Annotated in this window: 17 protein-coding genes; 7 read left to right on the top strand and 10 right to left on the bottom strand. The window is 67.7% G+C overall.

The window, feature by feature from the left end; all coding sequences use genetic code 11:
• Genes fliM through C0V75_RS14510 form a run of 10 tightly spaced genes read right to left on the bottom strand, consistent with a single transcriptional unit; the run spans window position 1 to window position 9,968 of the window.
• Entirely contained in the window at window positions 1-969 is a 969-nt protein-coding gene (gene fliM, locus C0V75_RS14555; protein WP_101921668.1) for a flagellar motor switch protein FliM, read from the bottom strand.
• An 11-nt stretch (window positions 970-980) separates the two neighbouring features.
• Window positions 981-1,547, bottom strand: a complete 567-nt coding sequence (gene fliL, locus C0V75_RS14550) for a flagellar basal body-associated protein FliL (protein WP_101921667.1) — start codon at window positions 1,545-1,547, stop codon at window positions 981-983.
• A 12-nt stretch (window positions 1,548-1,559) separates the two neighbouring features.
• Window positions 1,560-3,092 (bottom strand): flagellar hook-length control protein FliK, encoded by a 1,533-nt coding sequence (locus tag C0V75_RS23685; protein WP_254216478.1) that lies wholly within the window; start codon window positions 3,090-3,092, stop codon window positions 1,560-1,562.
• A 31-nt stretch (window positions 3,093-3,123) separates the two neighbouring features.
• Entirely contained in the window at window positions 3,124-3,531 is a 408-nt protein-coding gene (locus C0V75_RS14540; protein WP_101921666.1) for a hypothetical protein, read from the bottom strand.
• Window positions 3,528-4,862, bottom strand: coding sequence for a FliI/YscN family ATPase (locus C0V75_RS14535; protein ID WP_101921665.1), 1,335 nt, complete (start codon window positions 4,860-4,862; stop codon window positions 3,528-3,530). Before C0V75_RS14535 ends, C0V75_RS14540 begins: the two co-directional genes overlap by 4 nt.
• Window positions 4,859-5,644, bottom strand: a complete 786-nt coding sequence (locus C0V75_RS14530; protein ID WP_101921664.1) for a FliH/SctL family protein — start codon at window positions 5,642-5,644, stop codon at window positions 4,859-4,861. The genes C0V75_RS14535 and C0V75_RS14530 overlap by 4 nt, the downstream gene beginning before the upstream one ends.
• A 3-nt stretch (window positions 5,645-5,647) precedes the next feature.
• On the bottom strand, window positions 5,648-6,691 hold the full coding sequence (fliG, locus tag C0V75_RS14525) for a flagellar motor switch protein FliG (protein ID WP_101921663.1): 1,044 nt from the start codon (window positions 6,689-6,691) through the stop codon (window positions 5,648-5,650).
• A gap of 16 nt (window positions 6,692-6,707) precedes the next feature.
• Complete coding sequence (gene fliF, locus C0V75_RS14520) at window positions 6,708-8,423, bottom strand: flagellar basal-body MS-ring/collar protein FliF (protein WP_101921662.1); 1,716 nt, start codon at window positions 8,421-8,423, stop codon at window positions 6,708-6,710.
• Window positions 8,424-8,446: 23 nt separating this feature from the next.
• Window positions 8,447-8,821, bottom strand: a complete 375-nt coding sequence (locus C0V75_RS14515; RefSeq protein WP_101921661.1) for a flagellar hook-basal body complex protein FliE — start codon at window positions 8,819-8,821, stop codon at window positions 8,447-8,449.
• A gap of 10 nt (window positions 8,822-8,831) precedes the next feature.
• Window positions 8,832-9,968 carry a sigma 54-interacting transcriptional regulator gene (locus C0V75_RS14510; RefSeq protein ID WP_101921660.1) on the bottom strand — a complete coding sequence of 379 codons (1,137 nt, stop codon included), beginning with the start codon at window positions 9,966-9,968 and terminating at the stop codon, window positions 8,832-8,834.
• 393 nt (window positions 9,969-10,361) lie between these two features.
• Between C0V75_RS14510 and C0V75_RS14505 the strand changes: the two genes are divergently transcribed.
• The 7 genes from C0V75_RS14505 to C0V75_RS14475 all read left to right on the top strand — a co-directional run bounded on the left by C0V75_RS14505 (window position 10,362) and on the right by C0V75_RS14475 (window position 17,149).
• Entirely contained in the window at window positions 10,362-10,667 is a 306-nt protein-coding gene (locus tag C0V75_RS14505) for a hypothetical protein (protein ID WP_101921659.1), read from the top strand.
• A gap of 153 nt (window positions 10,668-10,820) precedes the next feature.
• Window positions 10,821-12,032 (top strand): chemotaxis protein CheA, encoded by a 1,212-nt coding sequence (locus tag C0V75_RS14500; RefSeq protein WP_101921658.1) that lies wholly within the window; start codon window positions 10,821-10,823, stop codon window positions 12,030-12,032.
• Window positions 12,029-12,838, top strand: coding sequence for a protein-glutamate O-methyltransferase CheR (locus C0V75_RS14495; RefSeq protein WP_101921657.1), 810 nt, complete (start codon window positions 12,029-12,031; stop codon window positions 12,836-12,838). The genes C0V75_RS14500 and C0V75_RS14495 overlap by 4 nt, the downstream gene beginning before the upstream one ends.
• Window positions 12,838-14,022, top strand: a complete 1,185-nt coding sequence (locus tag C0V75_RS14490; protein ID WP_101921656.1) for a chemotaxis response regulator protein-glutamate methylesterase — start codon at window positions 12,838-12,840, stop codon at window positions 14,020-14,022. The genes C0V75_RS14495 and C0V75_RS14490 overlap by 1 nt, the downstream gene beginning before the upstream one ends.
• 38 nt (window positions 14,023-14,060) lie before the next feature.
• Window positions 14,061-14,582 (top strand): chemotaxis protein CheW, encoded by a 522-nt coding sequence (locus C0V75_RS14485; RefSeq protein ID WP_101921655.1) that lies wholly within the window; start codon window positions 14,061-14,063, stop codon window positions 14,580-14,582.
• 14 nt (window positions 14,583-14,596) lie between these two features.
• Window positions 14,597-16,699: a methyl-accepting chemotaxis protein gene (locus C0V75_RS14480; protein ID WP_254216477.1), complete on the top strand. Its 2,103-nt coding sequence runs from the start codon at window positions 14,597-14,599 to the stop codon at window positions 16,697-16,699.
• 45 nt (window positions 16,700-16,744) lie between these two features.
• Window positions 16,745-17,149 carry a response regulator gene (locus tag C0V75_RS14475; protein WP_101921654.1) on the top strand — a complete coding sequence of 135 codons (405 nt, stop codon included), beginning with the start codon at window positions 16,745-16,747 and terminating at the stop codon, window positions 17,147-17,149.
• The last annotated feature ends 25 nt before the right edge of the window (window positions 17,150-17,174 follow it).

Genomic DNA, 17,174 nt, shown 5'->3' with positions numbered 1-17,174 from the left:
TTATCCTCTCACACGTTTGCTGATGCTCAATGCCGACTTCCCCCCCAACTCCCCCGGCACCGCCTCGAAAAAGATCTTCCCGTCGATCAGAACCTGCACCACATCCGTCACCTTGGCGGGGACGATGTCCCCCTCCTTCAGCGACGCCAGCTTCTTCAGCGGGATCTCCGGCTCGCAAAGCCGCGTCCGCACCTCCAGCGGAATGGACATGACTGCCCGTTCCAGCCGCTCGCGCCAGCTTGCATCATCCTCAAGCGAGTCCGACTGGGTCCGCGAACGCAACTGGCTGGAGATCGGCTTAAGTGTCTGAAGCGGATAGAGAATATCAAAACTGGCCGGCTCCGCATCGGGCAGCTGAACCATGAAGGAACAGTTAACGATCATGTCATCGCCGTCCACGAAGGCGGCGAATTGCATGTTCTCTTCCCGGGTCTGGACGGTGAAGGTCAATTGCATCAGGTCGCGCCAGGCCAGTTGCAGCGCGCTGTTCAGCCGGTCGGTGACAATCTCGATCACCCGCTGCTCGGTCGCCGTGAACTCGTTCCGCCCGTTCTTCACATAGCGGATCGCCCCCCCGTAATAGGCATCCGTCAGCAGGCTGATGAAGGGCGGCGGGATCACGATCAGATGGCTTCCCCGCAACTCCTCGATCCGCGTATTCGTCAGCGAAACGAAATTGTCCTGGCTGTTGCGATAGTCGTCGAAACTCCGCATCTCGGCCGGAAAGGCCGAAATCCGCGGCTGGATGCGCAGCATCGGCAGAAAGACCGACCGCGCGATCCGGCAAAACCTTTCGTTGATCATCCGCAGGGCGTGGTAATCGCCCATCAGGGAAAGATCATTGGAACCAAAGGTATAAGGCCGAACCTCGACGCCATCCGCCGACTGGCCGAAGCTCGTCGTGTCCATCAGGCCGCCGACAAGGGCGGCCACCTCATTGGCGGAAAGCTTGCGCGGGGTCATCGCCATCGCGCGTCCCCTTACTGCATCATGAAGGACGGAAAGAACACGTCCTCGATACCGCCAAAGCCTTCCATCCGCTCCAGCCGCGCATTCACCGCATCCTTCAGCGCATCCGCCAGCCGCGCCCGCCCGTTCGGCCCCGCGATATCCTCTTCCGTGAAAGTCGCGATCACCGCCAGCATGTCGGATTGCAGGGCAAGCTTGTGGGTCTCCACATTCTTGATGACCTGCTCGTCATATTGCGTCGAAACCCCGATCTGCACCTGGAGAAAAGACCGCGAGTCCTTGAGGTTGGACGTGATCGGCTCCGGGAAGGTGAAATACAGCGTCGCGAACAGCGTCTCGTCCGGCGTTTCTTTCGGCACCTTCTCGCGCCCCTCCGCCTCCGCCTCGGCCTGGGCCGCCGCTTCCGGCTCGATCAGGCGCAGCATATCCTGCGTGGGCGAAAAGGGATTGGCGAAATAGACATAGCCGCCGCCAAACCCCGCCCCCAGCAGGATGACCGCCCCGAAAAGCTTTCCCAGAAGGCCCAGGATGCGCCCCTTCTTGCGCGGCGCGACGACATCTACGGTTTCGCTGCTCATGGTTCAGTTCCCTCAGGCAATCAGATTAACCAGCCCGCGCGGCGTGCGCCCGGCCAGTTCGGCCAAGGCACCCGTGCCCTGACGGTCGAAATGCATCTCCATGCCGCGCGGACGGCCGCCCCGGTCAGCCGGGCCCTGGCCCTGGCCGTTCTGGCCCTGCGCGTTGCCGCTCTGCGCGTCCCGGCTCATCGTGTCCTGCCCGCCAAGGCTCAGCCCCGCCCGCGACAGGTTTTCCGACAGCCGGTGTTCGTTCTGCTGGAACAGCCGCGCCGCTTCCGGCGTTTCCGTCACGATGCGCACCTGCGCCAGCCCATCCACCACTTCCAGCCGGATCTTCAGATGGCCCAGCTTTTCTGGAGCCAGTTCCAGCTCGATCTCCTTGCCATCCCCCGAAAGCTCCGCCGCGATCCGGTCGGCCAGCGCCGCTTCCCAGCCCGGGCGTCCGGTCTGGATCGGCCCGCCCGCGACCAGCGGCATCGTCTGGGCTCCCGCCTGCGTCGTCGCAGTCGTGCTGGTCGAGGTCGTGCTTCCCGAAACCTCCGCCGTCTCGCCGCTCACTGCAGCGACGATCTCCGTCACCGCCTCGCGCCGCGCCTCGGCAGGGCTGCGCGCATCCGCCGCCACCGGGGTCGGCGTCACCGGGGCAGGGCGCAGGTCATTGGACGCCGGGGCCTTGGTCGGCACCACCTCCGCCTCTTCGGCGGTCTCCGTCGGCGCCTCGCTGAAGGGCTCCGGCATCTCCGGCGCCTCCAGCGGCCCTTTCGCCGGCTTGTCCAGCCTGGCCAGACCCGGCAGGGCGATCGCTGCGGCCATCGCGCGCTGCGCGGCCTCCACGGCTGCATCCTGCGTGGCCACCGGCGGCGCCTCACCCGTCGTATCCGACCCGGGCGGCAAGGCAACGGCAAGCAGCGTCGCCAGGGACAGGTCGATCGGCACCTCCTCCGGCGGGGGCGTCTCACCATCCGGCGTCCCGTCCTCCTCCCCGCTCGGCGGGGTCTCGCCGGGCAGGTCAAAGATGGGAAGGTCCGGCGTCGCCGCCTCTTCCGCCACGACATCCTCGGTGACCAGCGGCCCCGGAATCGTTTCCGACGTCGGCACTACAGCCGCGCCCTCCAGGGCCGGTTCCGGCGATGGAACAAGGGTCGCGGCCTCCGGGGCCATCTCGGTCGGCGTCACAACGGCTTCGGCCGGAACAGCCGCAACCGATGCCTCTGCGCTGACCGCCATCCCGGCCCCCGGCAGCAACGGGCTCAGCGTCGCACCCTTGCCTTCCACCGCAATCGCGCGCTGGCCCAGATCGGCAAGCATCGCCTCGGCATCCGGCGCAACAACCGCAGGCGCGGCCTCGCTTCCCACCGCCTTGCTCGGCGCCACCGCACCGGCTGCGGCAGGCCCCATCGCCCCGGCAAGCGTCTCGGCAAAGGCGGTGCCGCCCTCGCTGGTGCCAGGGGCCACGGTCGCGGTCTCCGCCACACGGGGCAGGGCAGGGGTCTCGGCAAGGCTGACAGGCAGGGTCATCGCGCTCTCGATCCTGAAAGGGGCCATCTGCGCCCCGCTTGCAAAAGCAATGCCAACCTCAGCGGCGGCGCGGCGGTTGCGTCGCCTCGCGCAGCGCCAGCCGCTCCTCGGCCTCGCTGCGCTTCGCGGCCTTGGCCTTGTCGGCAAGGGTCTGGTGGCGATGTTCCTGCCGGGCCAGCTTCGCCTGTTCCTCGGCCATACGGGCGGCAAAGGCCTCCTGACGCGCCCGATGCCGCTCTGTCTCCGTCAGGATCTGCGCCGCCATGGCCCGCTCGGCCATCACCTCGGCGGCCAGCCGCACGCCTTCGCCCTTGCCCTGCCGTGCCAGCGCCTCCTGCAAGCGGGCCACCATCCGCTCCGCCTCGTCCTTCTGCCGCGCCGCCTCGCGCAAGTCCGAAAGGGTGCCCGCGATCTTCGCCTTTTCCTGCAAGGCCATCAGGCCCAGAACCCGGCTCTTCCCGCTCATGCGCCACCCGTCCCGGCCAGCGCGATCAGCGCCTCACGGCTCGCCGCGAAATCCGAAGGCTCATGCGGCTTCTGCCGCACAAGGTCGAGGATACGCGGCCACAGCCGGATCGCCTCGTCCAGATCGGGGTCCTGCCCGGGCACATAGCCGCCCATCAGCATCAGGTCGCGGTTGTCCATATAGAGCGTGATCATCCGCCGCAGCTTCTGCGCGGCGGCCTGATGCGCGGCATCGGTGATGTCCATCATCACCCGGCTGGCCGATTGCGGCAGGTCCACCGCCGGATAGATGCCCATCTGCGTCTGCCGCCGCGACAGCACGATATGCCCGTCCAGAATGGCCCGCGCCGTATCCACCACGGGGTCATTCGTCGTATCGTCGCCATCGGCCAGAACGGTATAGATCGCCGTGATCGCGCCTTCCCCCGGCAGCCCCGGCCCCGTCCGCTCGATCAGCCCGGGGATCAGCGACACGACAGATGGCGGATAGCCCTTCGCCGTCGGCTGCTCGCCCAGTGCCAGCCCGATCTCGCGCTGGGCATGGGCCACCCGCGTCAGGCTGTCCATGATCAGCAGCACCTGCTTGCCCTGTGCCCGGAAATGTTCGGCAATCGCCGTTGCCCGCCGCGCCGCCCGCAGCCGCAGCAGCGGGGACCGGTCCGCAGGCACCGCCACCATCGCGATGCGCTTGGCCGCCTCGCCCTGCATCACGCTCCGCGCAAAGGCCCCCACCTCCCGCGCCCGCTCGCCGATCAGGCCCACCACGATGACATCGGCCTCGGTATAGCGCGCCATCATCTCCATCAGCACCGATTTCCCGACGCCCGATCCCGCGATGATGCCCACGCGCTGCCCCCGCCCCACCGTCAGCGCGGCGTTCAGGATGCGCACGCCCACATCCAGCGGCCGGTCCACCCCCGTCCGCGCCAGCGGGTTCATCAACCGCCCCGCCAAGGGCCAGACCGCATCGCAGCGGGGCGCGGGCAACCCGTCCAGCGGATGCCCCTCGGCATCCACCACCCGACCCAGCAGCGCCTCGCCCACCTCGGCCATCTGGCCGCCGTCGATCACCTTCACCCGCGCGCCCGCCATGATCGCCGCGCCCGGCTGGTTGAGGAACATCAGAACATGCCCGCGGGCAAAGCCGATCACCTCCCCCTGCACCGGATCGCCGGTTTCCGTGGCGATTTCGCACAGGCTGCCCGGGCTGGCGGGGAACCCCGTCGCCTCCAGGATCAGCCCGTCATAGCGCAGCACCCGCCCTTCGACCTGCGGTGCCAGCGATACCGTCTGCCGCGCCACTTCTGCGCCGATCCGCGCCAGCAGGCTCATCCCCGCACCTCCAGCAGATCGGCCAGGCGGATGCCCTCGGCCCGCACCTCCACATCCCCCCGCGCCAGCCGCGCATCGGCGGCCAGCATCGCGCCGTCCAGCACCTCGCAGCCTGCCAGATGCGGGCGGATCGCCTCCAGATCATCCGGGTTCAGCCGCACGGAGACCGCCCGCACCCCCTGCGCCACGCGGTCGGCCATCGCCTCCACCCGCGCGGCAAAAGCTTCGGGAAGCGCCTCGATCATCTGCCCCGCCCGTTCCGCCGCCAGCTTGCGCACCGCCGCACCCAGCAGGTCGGCCAGACCGTCGGCCAGCTCCGTGCCCTCTTCCAGCCGCGCCACGGCGGCAAGGAAGGCCGTCCGCGCCGGGGCAATCGCCGCCTCCGTTTCGGCCCGCCCGGCCGCCAACCCTTCGGCATGTCCTGCCGCATGGCCCGCCTCGGCCCCGTCCGCGCGGCCCTGCGCATATCCCTCGGCCCGCGCCTCGGCCAGGCGCTGCGCCATCTCCTCCACCGAAACCGCGGCAGGGACGGGCGACTGGCGCGCGGGCGACATCACCTCGCCCGCCGCGACGGTGATCCCGCCATCCTCCGTCGCCACCACCGCCTCGACCATGGCCGAGGCCTCGGGTTCGATCCGCCGCACCGCGTCCATGCGCGCCGGGCGAAACACGGCATCCGCCTCCCCACTCGGAAGCTTTGCCGCAAATCCCCTCTGGGCCGAGGCGCGGATCATCGCCATCACCTCGGCATGTCCCATGCGCGGGCTTTCTCCCTCGGCCATGGCTTACACCATCTGCTCGCCGCCGCGCCCGGCAAGCACGATGGCCCCTTCGTCCGACAGCTTCCGCGCCGTCGCCACGATGCCCTTCTGCGCCTCCTGCACGTCGGTCAGCCGGACCGGACCCAGCGCTTCCATCTCGTCGCGCAGGTTCGCCGCCGCCCGCGTGGACATGCAGCCCAGCAGCTTGTCGCGCAACGGCTCGCTCGCCCCCTTCAGCGCAAGCACCAGTTGCTCGTTGTCCACGCTGCGCAGCAGGGTCTGCAACGACCGCTCGTCGGACTGCTCCAGATTGTCGAAGACGAACATGTTATCCATGATGGCCTGCATCAGATCGCGATCCTCCTTCTTCACTTCGCGCAGGATGCGCTGTTCCATCGCCGTCCGGGTGAAGTTCATGATCCGCGCCGCCGCCTTCACGCCGCCGATCTGGCTGGCTCGCGAGGTGGACGAGGCCTTGAATTTCCGCTGCATCACCTGTTCCAGATCGCGCAGCGCCTCCGGCTGGATCGACGACAGATCCGCGATCCGGCGGATGATGTCCGGCTGCGCGTCTTCCGGCAGCAGCATCAGGACATCGGCCGCCAGGCTGTAGTCGAGGCAGGCGATCACCAGCGCGATGATCTGCGGATGCTCGTCGATGATCAGCTCCGCGATGGATCGCGCATCCATCCAGTCCAGGATCTCGATCGGCCGCTCGGCCGATGACGGGTTGATCCGGCTGATGATCGACTGCGCCTTGTCCTCGCCCAGCGCCTCGGTCATCACCGAACGGATATAGACCGGCGCGCCATGGTTCAGCCCCGTCTCGCGGTTCAGCCCGATCAGGAACTCTTCCACCACATGCTCCAGCGTAAGCTGGTCCACGTCGCTCACCGAATACATCGCCGCCCCAAGGTTCTGCACCTCGCCCGGGCTCAGGTTGCGCAGCACGGCCGCGGCGGCGCGCTCGCCGAACAGCATCATCAGCACGGCCGCGCGCTGCAACGGGGTCAGCCGTTCAAGCGGCGCGGTATTGCTCTGGACGGGGGCAGGGCGGGGGGCGGGCATGGCGCGTCTCCTTTCCTCAGGCTTTCGGGGTGGACGGATCGTCCTTCATCATCTTCTGGAGAACCGAGGCGATGCGGGCCGGGTCCTCGGCCACGATCTGGCGCAGCACCGCGAACTTCTCCTCGCGGCTGACATTCGCGCCCAGGGCCGCATTGGTCAGCTTCGCCCGCCGCGCCTCAAGCCGCGCCTGCACATCGTCCAGACTGTCGCCAGCGGCCACTTCCACCCCGGCCACGCCGCCGATCTGCATCCCGCCACCGCCCGCCGATCCGTCGCCCGCCAGCGCGGCCCGCGTCAGCAGCGGCCGGATGATCCCCAGCGCCACGATGGCCACCAGCGCGATCATCCCCAACTGGCGCAGCACTTCGGGAAGCCAGGACAGGTCGGTCGGGGTTTCCAGCACCATCTCGTCCATGAAGGGCTGCGCCGCGATGGTGATGGTGTCGCCGCGCTCGGCATCAAAGCCGATGGCCGTCTGCGCCAGCCGCTCCAGATCGGCCTTCAACGCCTCGGGCAGCAGCGGGGGCGGCTCCGCCCCTTCTTCCGCCGGGGCCTGCGGCGTGGCGCGCAGCAGGATCGCCGCGCTGATCTTCATCACCCGCGCGCTGGCCGGCTGCGTGGTCTCCACCGTGCGGCTCACCTCGTAATTCTTCGTCGTCCCGGTGGACCGGTTGGTGATCGCCCCCGCCAGAGGCTGCAACCCGCCCTGTGCGGGCACCTGACCCGCCTCCTCCAGTTCCGCCTGGTTCGGCGGCTGGTTCGCCACCGCCCCCGGCACGCCCCGCGCGGGCGGCTCGCTCGACTCCACCAGTTCCGACTGTTCCGACCGCAGCGCCGTGCCGTTGGGATCGACCCGCTCCTCGGTGATCTGGCTCTGGGTGAAATCCATGTCCACCGTCACCTGCACCGACAGGTTGCCCGGCCCCGCGATGGGCGTCAGCAGCGCCTCGATCCGCTCGCGGTACAACTGCTCCACCTCAAGACGGTGCTGCAACTGCCGGTCCGACACCACCGCCGCCGGATCATCCGACCCGCGCGACAAGAGCCGCCCCATCTGATCCACCACCGTCACATCGCCCCGTGCCATGCCCGGAACCGAAGTGGAGACAAGGTTCACGATCGCCTCCACCTGCGAGGCTTCCAGCATCCGCCCCGGCGCAAGCTGAAGGAAGACCGACGCCCGCGGCGGCTGCGTGTCGCGCAGGAAGGCCGATTTCTCCGGCAGCGCCAGATGCACCCGCGCCTGCGACACGGCCGAGATTTCGGTGATCGACCGCGCCAGTTCCAACTCCTGCGCCTGCCGCAGCCGCGCCCCTTCCACCGACCGGCTCGCCCCCATCGGCAGATCGGTCAGCACGGCATTGGCATCCGGCATCGACGTCGGCAGCCCCTGCGAGGCAAGCTGCATCCGCGCGCGGTGATAGTCCGCCGTCGGCACCTCGATCTGGCCCGTCAGGCTGTCCACGGCCGCATTGATCCCCGCCGCGTTCAGCGCCTCCATCACCTGCGCCTTGTCCGCCTCTGCCATGCCGGGGAACAGAACCATCCGCGACGGTTCCCGCAGCATCATCCAGCCGCCCACCGCCAGCACCGCCACCGACAGGATCAGGATCGCAGGCATGGCCCGGCGCAGCGCAGGCTGGTTGCCCATGCGCATCACATTGCTGACCGCGCCCTTCACCTGCGCCACGATCGGGTTGCCGCTGCCGACCGGAATGGGGGTCATCGCCATCTTGCGTCAATCCTCTCGCCGGGTCAGACCGGCATGTTGATGATGTCGCGGTAGGCGCCCAGCGCCTTGTTCCGCACGTTCAACGCGAACTGGAACCCGAGGGACGAGATCTGCTGGTCGATCATCACCGAGGCGAGGTCCGTCTCCAGCCCCATCTCGAAATCCCGCGCCCGCTGCGATGCCGTGTTCTGCGCCTGGGCCAGGTCGTTCACCGCGCCGGAAACCCGGTCACCGAAACTCGGCCCGCCGCTGTCACCGATTCCCGGCGCGCCCTGCGGCGCAAAGGGCGTCTGGATGCCCCCGGTCTGCTGGCTTGCCTGCTGGCCGCCCTGCGGCCCTTCCGGCCGGATCAATCCGGCTCCGAAGGGCGAAAACCCGTTCACCGATCCGATGCTCATCGCGCCTGCCTCAGACCGCGCGTGCCATCAGCCGCGTCACCGTCGGCGTCGCCGCCTGGATCAGCAGATCATTGGGCGTGATCCGCCCGCCCTCCTGCATCACCAGCGCGCGCTGGATGACATTCTCCAACTCGCGCACATTGCCCGGCCAGTCATGCGCCACCAGCGCCGCAATCGCATCCGGCGTCAGCATCGGCAGCGGCTGCCCCGCAGCCGCATGCCGCCGCACCATCGCGCAGGCCAGAACCGGAATGTCCTCCGGCCGCTCGCACAGCGCGCGGGTGGCCAGCGGGAAGACGTTCAGGCGATAGAACAGATCCTCGCGGAAGCGGCGCTCGCGCACTTCCTCTTCCATGTCGCGGTTCGACGTGGCGATCACGCGGATATCCACCGCCACCTCGGCCTGCGCCCCGATCGGGGTCAGCGCCCGCTCCTGCAACACCCGCAAAAGCTTCGATTGCAGGCCCATCGGCATTTCCGAAATCTCGTCCAGCATCAGCGTGCCGCCCTCGGCCGCCCGGATGATGCCCTTGTTGGCATTCGACGCACCGGTGAAGGCGCCCTTCTCATGGCCGAAGAGAATGGCCTCCAGCATGTTTTCCGGGATCGCCGCGCAGTTGATCGCCACGAAAGGCGCCGCCGCCCGGCGGCTTGCCGCATGCACCGTCCGCGCCAGCACTTCCTTGCCCGAACCCGTCGGCCCGTTGATGAACACCGTCACATCCGTCCGCGCCACCCGATGCGCCAGGTCGATCAACTCGCCCGTCGCCGCATCGGCGGCCACCATCCCCTGCACCTGCCCGCCGATCATGTCCACCAGCGTCATCAGCCCGGCATCGCGCAGCGCGGGCTGGCCGCTGCGGGGCAGGGCCACGCGCAGCATCCGCCCGCCCATCTCTTCCGCCACCGCAAAGGACGCCGCCCCTTCCGACACCACCACGATCGACTTCGCACCCGCGCCCCGCGCCAGATCGGTCAGACCGCGCGCCCCGCCCAGCCCCGCCTCCGCCGCAGCCGAGGCGACAAGGACCTGCGTCCCCGCCGCGGGCTTCGCACCCCGCTCCGCCGCGATCCGGCGGCGGGACAGAAGCTGCGCCACGGCGGCACCGGCTTCGAAAGCGTCGTCAAGGATGTGGATCAGGGCCATGGTCTTGCTCCGGGTGATGGAAAACACACTCGGGAAAGGAAGAGGCAGGAACCGTGCCACCTGCCCCCGCCTGACGGAAATTCTTCGCAAGCCCCCGCTAAAACGCCTCTGCACCCCGTCGTTTCCGATGCTGTGGCGCGGCATTGTCGGCGCTTCCGACACCCTGCCGCGCCCGGCGCATCGGGGCTTCGGAATCCCGACACGACCATCGCCGGGGTCCGACCCATCCGAAAGGTCGGGGTCCATCCGGCAGGGTGTTTTCCCGGCCCCCGGACAGCGTTTTTCCCGCCGGAAAAGCCGCCAAAGCCCGAACCCATCCGAAAGTATGTATCACATTCTGCGCCAAAGGGTCGTTCCAGTTCCCGCAAGACCGACCAACCCGGGGCAGAGTCCATGCTATCAAAGACTTATCATCTGAAGTTTCCCAGCCTTGACGCCGCGCAGATTGCTGCGCCCTTCGTGATCGAGGCGCTGGGCAACGCAATCCCAAGTTGCAACCTGACAGGCCTCAACGTCCTGATTTCCAAGGAAGGCGACGTGTCCATCAACGTCTTCTTCCCCGCCGTCAGCGAGCTGAAGAACTTCGAGAAGAACCACGGCGGGTTCCTCGACACGATGAAGAAGACCTTCCTCTTCAAGTCCACCGGATTTGACGGGGTTTGCATCTTCAACTTCGACCGCAACTCCGAGGCGGCCTGATCTGGCCCTGCTCCCGCAGGCGCCGGATGTGGCCCACCACTTGCAGATGATAGCGGCGATCTCGCCGACAGACGCTGAAGAAAAGGACGAACACATGATGTCTCGGCTTCGGGACAGCGCGGGATGCGCCCTTGCCAGGGCAGGGGGCAAGCCATGAGCGGCGCCGTGGAAACCACGCCCGCCGATGGCGGCTTGATGCGCGTCTCGTCTGACAAGATCAGCCGCCTCATGGATCTGGTGGGCGAACTCTCGCTCTCCGTCTCCGAAACCGTGCAGTCGCCCGATCTTTCGGGTCTGCAACTCACCAATTTCGACGCAGCGGTCCATCGCCTCAACATGATCGTCCGCGAGGTGCAGGATGCCGCGACCGAGCTTCGCCTCGTCCCGGTGGATGATGTGTTCCGCCGCCTGCGCCGCATGGTCCGCGAACTGGAACGCCAGACCGGCAAGCAGATCGAGATGGATATCGAAGGCGGCGACACTGCCATCGACAAGCTCGTCGCCGACCGTCTCTATGACCCGCTACTCCACGTGGTCCGCAACTCCGCCGACCATGGCCTCGAAGGCCCCGATGACCGCCGCGCCGCGGGCAAGCCCGAACAGGGCCGCATCGTCCTCTCCGCCGCTCAGGTGGGATCCGAAGTCCGCATCACCGTCGCCGATGACGGGCGCGGCCTGTCGCGCGAAAAGATCCTCAAGAAGGCGCGCGAAAAGGGCTTCTTCGGCCCGGACGAGGAACCGGAACCCTCCGCCCTCTGGAAGGTCATCTTCGAACCCGGCTTCTCCACCGCCGAAGTCGTGTCGAACCTGTCGGGGCGCGGCGTCGGCATGGATGTTCTCAATGCCACGATGAAGGCGCTGCGCGGCCGCATCGCGGTGGAAAGCACGGCAGGGCAGGGCACCCGCGTCGCGCTGCACATCCCCGTCTCGCTCGCCTTCCTCGACTGCATCATCCTGCGCCTGCGCCATCAGCTTTTCGCCGTCCCGATCGACGTCGTCTCGGAAATCGCCAAGCCGAAATCCGAAGATCTGGTCGGCATCTCCGCCGATACCGGGTCCGAGATGTTCCGCCTGCGCGGTGCCTTCATCCCGGTCTGCCGTCTGGATCAGTTCTACGGGATGCCGCTCGACCGCGCCGACGATCCGCCGACGCAGGTTCTGGTGGTCTTCAACACCTCCTCCGGCCCCATCGCCGTGCCCGTCGATGAAATCCTCGACCGCCAGCAGGTGGTGATGAAGCCCCTCGTCGGCCGCCTCGCGCAGGTCCGCGCCTCCTGGGGCTGCGCGCTCCTCGGCACGGGCGAGGTGGCGCTGGTGCTGGATTGCGAACGCCTCGCCGCAGGCCCTGCCGGAGGTCCGCAATGACCACGACAGACCGTCAGGGTGCCGAGGCGATCCGCGGCTGGCTGTCCCAGCGCTGCGGCATCCACTTCCCCGAACACAAGATCGAACAGCTCCGCCAGCGTCTGGCCCGCGTCCAGCGCGACTTCGCCATGCGCGACCTGTCCGATATTGCGGGGCGGTTGAACTCCGGCACCTCGATGGAACTGCAACTGGCCGTGATGCATGCGGCCTCGACCAACCACACCTATTTCTTCCGCGAAGTCGATGTCCTCGACAGCTTCCGCACCCGCATCCTGCCGCAGCTTGCCCAGCGCGATGAAATCCGCATCTGGTCCGCCGCCTGCGCCGCCGGGGACGAAGCCTATACACTTGCCATCCTTATCGCCGAAACGCTCGGTCCTGCCGCGCTGCGCCGCACCGCGATCCTCGGCACCGACATTTCCGCCCCGGTGATCGCCGAGGCAGAGGCCGCCACCTATCCGGAAAACCGTCTCGACCGCGTGCCGCCCGACCACCTCGCCCGCTGGTTCGAACCCGCCGAGGGTGGCCGCCTGCGCGTGCGCAAGGAGCTGCGCGATGTCTGCACCTTCCGGCAGATGAACCTCAAGACGCAGCCCTATCCCTTCCGCAAGACGTTCCAGGCCGTCTTCTGCCGCAACGTCCTCTACTATTTCGAACGCGACGACCAGATCGCCACCCTCCGCGCCCTGCATGAGGTGACGGAACCCGGCGGCTGGCTGATCACCTCCGTCACCGAAAACGTGCGCGAAGTCTGCGCCCCCTGGACGCCCCATGCCAATGGCATCTTCCGCAAGGAGGGCGCGTGATGCAGACCCGCAGCACCCGCGTCCTGATCGTGGATGACAGCGCGATGATCCGTCGCGTCCTCTCCCTCGGCCTCGCCGCAGATCCCCAGATCGAGGTGATCGGCACCGCCAGCAGCGCCGAAGCAGCCTGGGAAGTCATGCATCGCGACCGCCCCGATGTCGTCACGCTGGATGTCGAAATGCCGGGCGTCGATGGCCTCACCTTCCTGCGCCATTACCTGCCCTCCATGCCCATCCCCACGGTGATGATCTCCTCGCTCACCCGCGACGGGGCGGAGATCAGCATGAAGGCGCTCGAAGCCGGGGCCGTTGACGTGATCTCCAAGCCCAGCCTCGGCGTTGCCGCGGGCCTGCCCGCCATCATGGCCGATATCTGCGCCCGCGTCCGCGCCGCCGCCGGCGCCCGTGTCGCCACCGGCCGCACGCGCCACGCCCTGCCCGTGACCCCGGCCAGCCTTTCCGCCGATCCGCCCGCCGCGGCCCCCGCCCCCCATGTGTCGCGCCACGCCCGGCCAGGCGCCCGCGCCGCCAGCACCGGCGAAACCGCACCCAAGGTTCCCCCGCTCGCCGCACCCGCGCCCCGCCGCGGCAGCGGCCCGACGCTGCTCTGCATCGGCTCCTCCACCGGGGGTGTCCAGGCGCTGACCACGATCCTGCCCTGTTTCCCGACCGAAACCCCGCCCATCCTCATCGTCCAGCACATGCCCGAAGGCTTCACCGGCCCCTTCGCCAATCGACTGGACGCGATCTGCCCAATGTCCGTGCGCGAGGCGCAGGATGGCGATGTCCTCCAGCCGGGCCAGATCCTCGTGGCACCGGGCGGCGCCCGCCACATGGTCGTGCAACGCCATGGCCGCGGCTATAGCGTCTCCCTGCGCGATGGCGATCCGGTCTGCTTTTCCCGCCCCTCCGTCGATGTCCTCTTTCAAAGCGTCGCCGAAGTCGCGGGAACCCAGGCCGTGGGCGCGATCCTCACCGGCATGGGGCGCGACGGTGCGACGGGCCTGCTTGCCATCCGCAACGCGGGCGGCGCGACCCTCGCTCAAGATGAAGAAAGTTCGGTCGTTTATGGAATGCCGATGGCAGCACGCGAACTGGGCGCCGCCCAGTCGATCCTGCCGCTTGAACAGATCCCGGCCCGGATGTTGCAGGCCGTGTCCGCCCCCCACGCGGCACGAGTCTGAACCGGACCAAGAAACGAGATACGGAAGGAGAGAGCGTCATGGCCCAAGAGACTGCCGAAGCCACCAAGACCCGCCCGGACGGGCTCCCGCTGCGCGAGGCTGACAACATCGACGAGATGTATCTGACCTTCGCCCTCGGGTCCGAAGAATATGGCGTCGGCATCGCCGGCGTGACCGAGATCGTCGGGATGCAGCGCATCATGTCCGTGCCGGACGTGCCGCATTACATCAAGGGCGTGATCAACCTGCGCGGCAAGGTCATCCCGCTGATGGATGTCCGCCTCCGCTTCGGGATGCCGGAACGCGCCTATGACGAACGCACCGTCGTCATCGTCATGGATGTGGGCGAGGCCCCCATCGGCCTGATCGTCGATGGCGTGTCGGAAGTGCTGGAGATCCCGCCCTCGCAGGTGGACCGCCACACCCAGTTCGGCCGCGCCGCCAGCCGTCCCGTCATCGCGGGCATCGGCCGCATCGGCGAACGCGTCGCCGTGCTGCTGGATACCGAGGTGCTGGTCGCAGATGGCGATATCGCCCTTCCCGCCGAATTGGCGGCCTGATCCGGAGTAGGACGATGCCCGATCCCGTCAATCGCAAGCGACCGGCCCGCGCAGCCTCTGGCCGCGCCGCTGCGCGGCCGGACCCGCGTCCCGATCCGCTCGACCTGATCGACGACGGGCCCGAACTGACCTCGCCCGACCCGGCCCTGCCCGAACCCATCCTTGCCGAGACCGACCTGCCCGCGGCCACCAACGCCGCCCCAGAACCCGAGAGGACCGAACCCATGACCGCCGCGCCAGCGCAACAGCCGAAGCCCCTGCTCTGGGACTCGCCGTCCTGTCTGGCCGCCTATGACGAACTGGCCACGCCCATCGTCATCTCGGATGCCGACATGACGATCCGCTTCGTCAACAAGGCCGCCTATGCGATGTTCCGCCCCTACGAGGCCGACATCCGCCGCGACCTGCCCGCCTTCACGCTCGACGACCTGATCGGCAAGTCGGTCGATCTCTTCCACCGCAACCCGTCGCATCAGCGCGCGATCGTGGCCGGAATGTCCGACCGGATGCATGGCAACCTCACCACCGGGGGCCGCAACTACGCCTTCTCCGCCTCGCCGCTCTTCTCGGTGGAAGGCGCGCTGAACGGCGCGATCATCGAATGGCGCGATGAAACCATCGAATACCGCGCGCGGGCCGAGGCTGACCGCTTCATCGCCGCCGTCTCGGAAATGGCCGCCGCCCATCAGAAAGGCGACATCGACCATTTCGTCGATGCCCATGGCTATGCTGCGGGCAATGCTGACGTGCTCAACAACGTCAACCGCATGGTCCAGGGCCATATCGACACCAAGCGCAAGATCATCGCCTGCATCGCCGAATTCGCGGCAGGCAATTTCGATGCGCCGCTCGAAACCTTCCCCGGCAAGTCCGCCTTCATCAACGAGGCGATGGAAGGCGTCCGCGCCAACTTCAAATCCGTCTTCCGCGACATCGAAGCCATGTCCGAGGCCCTCGTCGAAGGCCGCTTCGACGGCAAGGTCGATATGTCCGGCTATCGCGGCCAGTTCCATCACCTGATGACCACGCTCGACCGTATCCGCGGCAACTTCCGCGACGTGACGTCGGAAATCGAACGCCTCTCCAACGCCATCGTCTCGGGCGAATTGGACACCTCGATCGACTCCTCGCGTCACAACGGGGCCTACCGCCGGATCATCGAGGCTTTTGAGGCCGCCTTCGAAAGCCTGAACGGTGCCTTCTCCGCCCTCGACACGCAGGTCCAGCAGGTCTCCGTCTCGGTCCGCCAGATGGCGCAATCCTCGCAGTCGCTGGCCTCCAACGCCCAGGTGCAGTCCTCTTCCGTGGACGAGGTTTCGGCCACCGCCGAGGAAACCGACATCCAGGTGAAGTCGAACGCCGCAGCCGCCACCTCGGCCAGCCAGCTTGTCACCGGCGCCTCCGAAGTGGCCGAAAGCGGCAAGGAAAAGATCGCCGAGATGGTCTCCTCGATGGAAGGCATCCGCGCCTCCAGCCAGGACATCGCCAAGATCATCAAGGTCATCGACGAGATCGCCTTCCAGACCAACCTCCTCGCCCTCAACGCGGCGGTCGAGGCGGCGCGCGCCGGCCAGCATGGCCGCGGTTTCGCGGTGGTCGCGCAGGAAGTCCGCAACCTCGCCGGCCGCTCCGCCCGCGCGGCGCGCGAAACCTCGGACCTGATCGAGGACGCCGCCACCCGCGTTCAGGCCGGGGTCCGCATCGCCGATGAAACCAGCCGCGCCTTCGTCTCCATCGCCGATGACATCGCCAAGGTGAAATCGCTGGTGCGCGACATCGCCTCTGCGTCCGACGAACAGTCGCGCGGCGTGGCCCAGATCAACGGCTCCATCGGCGAGATCGCGAAATCCGCCCTCTCGACCTCGCAGCAGGCCGAAGAACTCGCCTCTGCCGTGGCCGAGATGCAATCCGCGACCGAAGGCATGCGGGGCGAACTGGCCCGCTTCCGCCTCCGCCGCGTGGCGCAGCTCAAGGGCAGCGCCATCAATCTCGACCAGATCCCCGCCGATCTCATGGCGCAGATCCAGTCGATGATCGCCCAGACCTCGCGCGGGGCGGCCCCGGCCCGCGTGCAACTCAACAGCGACCGCGATCAGCGGGGCTATGCAAATTTCTGACGGCGGGACCACACCCCCGCCCCATTTTCGACCGGAGAGAACCTGATGCCCTACAATGTCATGATCGTCGATGACGCCGCCATGATGCGGCTCTACATCGCCTCCTTCATCAAGACCCTGCCCGACTTCAAGGTCGTGGCGCAGGCCGCCAACGGACAGGAGGCGCTGGACAAGCTCTCCACCGTCCAGGACGTGGATCTGATCCTGCTCGATATCGAGATGCCGGTGATGGACGGGCTGGAATTCCTGCGCCATGCCAAGCTCAAGACCCGGGCAAAGATCTGCATGCTGTCCTCGGTCGCCGTCTCGGGCTCCGCCCATGCGGCCAAGGCGCGTGAACTCGGCGCCGATGGTGTGGTGGCCAAGCCTTCCGGCACGGTCTCCCACGATCTGGAGGAAAAGACCGGCGACGAACTGGCGCGCACGATGCGCTCGCTCTGCGCCGCCTGATCCGCACCGGTCTATCCGCGACGAC

The sequence above is a fragment of the Tabrizicola sp. TH137 genome (genome assembly GCF_002855575.1).
GTDB lineage: Bacteria > Pseudomonadota > Alphaproteobacteria > Rhodobacterales > Rhodobacteraceae > Paragemmobacter.
The sequence above is the reverse complement of the archived record's forward strand: the minus strand, read 5'-3'. Positions and strand labels throughout refer to the sequence as shown.

What these genes read in the sequence shown, in the direction of transcription:
- fliM (WP_101921668.1), bottom strand. Translation starts at nt 969, where the DNA reads ATGGCGATGACCCCGCGCAAGCTTTCCGCCAATGAGGTGGCCGCCCTT.
- fliL (WP_101921667.1), bottom strand. Translation starts at nt 1,547, where the DNA reads ATGAGCAGCGAAACCGTAGATGTCGTCGCGCCGCGCAAGAAGGGGCGC.
- C0V75_RS23685 (WP_254216478.1), bottom strand. Translation starts at nt 3,092, where the DNA reads ATGGCCCCTTTCAGGATCGAGAGCGCGATGACCCTGCCTGTCAGCCTT.
- C0V75_RS14540 (WP_101921666.1), bottom strand. Translation starts at nt 3,531, where the DNA reads ATGAGCGGGAAGAGCCGGGTTCTGGGCCTGATGGCCTTGCAGGAAAAG.
- C0V75_RS14535 (WP_101921665.1), bottom strand. Translation starts at nt 4,862, where the DNA reads ATGAGCCTGCTGGCGCGGATCGGCGCAGAAGTGGCGCGGCAGACGGTA.
- C0V75_RS14530 (WP_101921664.1), bottom strand. Translation starts at nt 5,644, where the DNA reads ATGGCCGAGGGAGAAAGCCCGCGCATGGGACATGCCGAGGTGATGGCG.
- fliG (WP_101921663.1), bottom strand. Translation starts at nt 6,691, where the DNA reads ATGCCCGCCCCCCGCCCTGCCCCCGTCCAGAGCAATACCGCGCCGCTT.
- fliF (WP_101921662.1), bottom strand. Translation starts at nt 8,423, where the DNA reads ATGGCGATGACCCCCATTCCGGTCGGCAGCGGCAACCCGATCGTGGCG.
- C0V75_RS14515 (WP_101921661.1), bottom strand. Translation starts at nt 8,821, where the DNA reads ATGAGCATCGGATCGGTGAACGGGTTTTCGCCCTTCGGAGCCGGATTG.
- C0V75_RS14510 (WP_101921660.1), bottom strand. Translation starts at nt 9,968, where the DNA reads ATGGCCCTGATCCACATCCTTGACGACGCTTTCGAAGCCGGTGCCGCC.
- C0V75_RS14505 (WP_101921659.1), top strand. Translation starts at nt 10,362, where the DNA reads ATGCTATCAAAGACTTATCATCTGAAGTTTCCCAGCCTTGACGCCGCG.
- C0V75_RS14500 (WP_101921658.1), top strand. Translation starts at nt 10,821, where the DNA reads ATGAGCGGCGCCGTGGAAACCACGCCCGCCGATGGCGGCTTGATGCGC.
- C0V75_RS14495 (WP_101921657.1), top strand. Translation starts at nt 12,029, where the DNA reads ATGACCACGACAGACCGTCAGGGTGCCGAGGCGATCCGCGGCTGGCTG.
- C0V75_RS14490 (WP_101921656.1), top strand. Translation starts at nt 12,838, where the DNA reads ATGCAGACCCGCAGCACCCGCGTCCTGATCGTGGATGACAGCGCGATG.
- C0V75_RS14485 (WP_101921655.1), top strand. Translation starts at nt 14,061, where the DNA reads ATGGCCCAAGAGACTGCCGAAGCCACCAAGACCCGCCCGGACGGGCTC.
- C0V75_RS14480 (WP_254216477.1), top strand. Translation starts at nt 14,597, where the DNA reads ATGCCCGATCCCGTCAATCGCAAGCGACCGGCCCGCGCAGCCTCTGGC.
- C0V75_RS14475 (WP_101921654.1), top strand. Translation starts at nt 16,745, where the DNA reads ATGCCCTACAATGTCATGATCGTCGATGACGCCGCCATGATGCGGCTC.